Source organism: Arthrobacter sp. Hiyo1 (assembly GCF_001263615.2).
Taxonomy (GTDB): domain Bacteria; phylum Actinomycetota; class Actinomycetes; order Actinomycetales; family Micrococcaceae; genus Arthrobacter.
Genome location: NZ_DF952477.1, coordinates 1 through 1,648, shown reverse-complemented (window position 1 = coordinate 1,648; position 1,648 = coordinate 1). Strand labels below are relative to the sequence as shown.

The window sequence follows — 1,648 nt, the reverse complement described above, 5'->3', positions numbered from 1 at the left end:
CCCGGCGGCCGGAGACCCGGGCCGCCCGATCGGGTTCGGCCGCCTCCAGCGCAAGGAGGACCCGCGGTTCGTCCGCGGCAAGGGCAATTACCTCGACGACATTGTGCTGCCCGGCATGCTGCATGGGGCCATTCTGCGCGCTCCCGTTGCGCATGCCCGACTGGTTTCCATAGACACGTCCGAAGCATTGGCGCATCCCGGGGTCCTCGCCGTTATCACCGGCAAGGACCTGCAGGCCCTCAACCTCGCGTGGGCGCCCACCCTGTCCGCGGACGTCCAGGCAGTCCTCGTCACGGACAAGGTCCGCTTCCAGGGCCAGGAAGTCGCCTTCGTGGTCGCGGAGGACCGCTACGCCGCCCGGGACGCCTTGGAGCTGATCGACGTCGAATACGACATGTTGCCTCCGGTGATTGATGCCCGCCGCGCCCTCGATCCCGGCGCGCCGGTCATCCGCGACGATATCGAGGGCCGGACGGACAACCGGATCTTCGACTGGGAGATCGGCGATGCGGCCGAAACCGAGGCGGTGTTCGCCGCTGCCGACGTCGTCGCGCCCAGGAGGTCGTGTATCCGCGCGTGCACCCGGCGCCCATGGAAACCTGCGGCGCCGTGGCGGACTTCGATCCGATCGACGGCAGGCTGACCCTCTACGAAACGACCCAGGCCCCGCATGCCCACCGGACGCTGTATGCGATAGTCGCCGGCATTCCGGAGCACAAGATCCGGATCGTCTCCCCCGATATCGGCGGGGGCTTCGGCAACAAGGTGGGCATCTATCCCGGCTATGTCCTGGCCGTCGTCGGTTCGATCGTCACCGGGAAGCCGGTGAAGTGGGTGGAGGACCGCTCGGAAAACCTGATGTCCACGTCGTTCGCCCGAGACTACATCATGCAGGGCGAGATCGCGGCCACCAACGACGGCAAGATCCTGGCAGTCCGGACCAGCGTGCTGGCAGACCACGGCGCCTTCAACGCGACCGCACAGCCCACCAAGACCCCGGCCGGCTTCTTCTCCATCTTTACCGGGAGCTACGACCTGAAGGCGGCCTACTGCAAGGTCACTGGTGTCTACACCAACAAGGCCCCCGGTGGCGTCGCCTATGCCTGTTCCTTCCGCGTGACGGAAGCGGTCTACCTCGTGGAGCGCATGGTGGACATCCTGGCCCGGAAACTCGAGATGGATCCGGCAGAGCTCCGGCTCAAGAATTTCATCAAACCCGAGCAGTTCCCCTACGCCAACAAGACCGGCTGGATCTACGACTCCGGCAACTACGAGCCTGCCATGCGGCTGTCCATGCAAATGGCCGGGTACGAGGATCTCCGGCGCGAGCAACTCGAAAAGCGGGAGCGCGGCGAGCTGATGGGCATCGGCGTGTCCTTCTTCACTGAGACCGTCGGCGCCGGGCCCCGTAAGCATTTTGACATCGTGGGACTCGGCATGGCCGACGGCGCGGAACTCCGCGTCCATCCCACCGGCAAGGCCGTCGTCAGGATCTCGGTGCAAAGCCAGGGGCAGGGCCACGAAACCACGTTCGCCCAGATCGTGGCGGAGGAACTCGGCATCCCGCCTGAGAGCATCGACGTCGTCCACGGCGACACTGACCAGACCCCCTTCGGCCTGGGCACCTACGGGAGCCGCTCGACGCCGG

General features: G+C 66.3%; 2 protein-coding genes. Both read left to right on the top strand.

Annotated features, from left to right (window positions below; genetic code table 11):
• On the top strand, positions 1 to 643 hold a 643-nt coding region (locus tag AHiyo1_RS27530; RefSeq protein ID WP_445286250.1), incomplete at its 5' end, for a xanthine dehydrogenase family protein molybdopterin-binding subunit.
• Positions 565 to 1,648 (top strand): molybdopterin cofactor-binding domain-containing protein (locus tag AHiyo1_RS21445; RefSeq protein ID WP_253257536.1); only part of this gene is annotated, 1,084 nt, incomplete at its 3' end. The genes AHiyo1_RS27530 and AHiyo1_RS21445, both read left to right, overlap by 79 nt.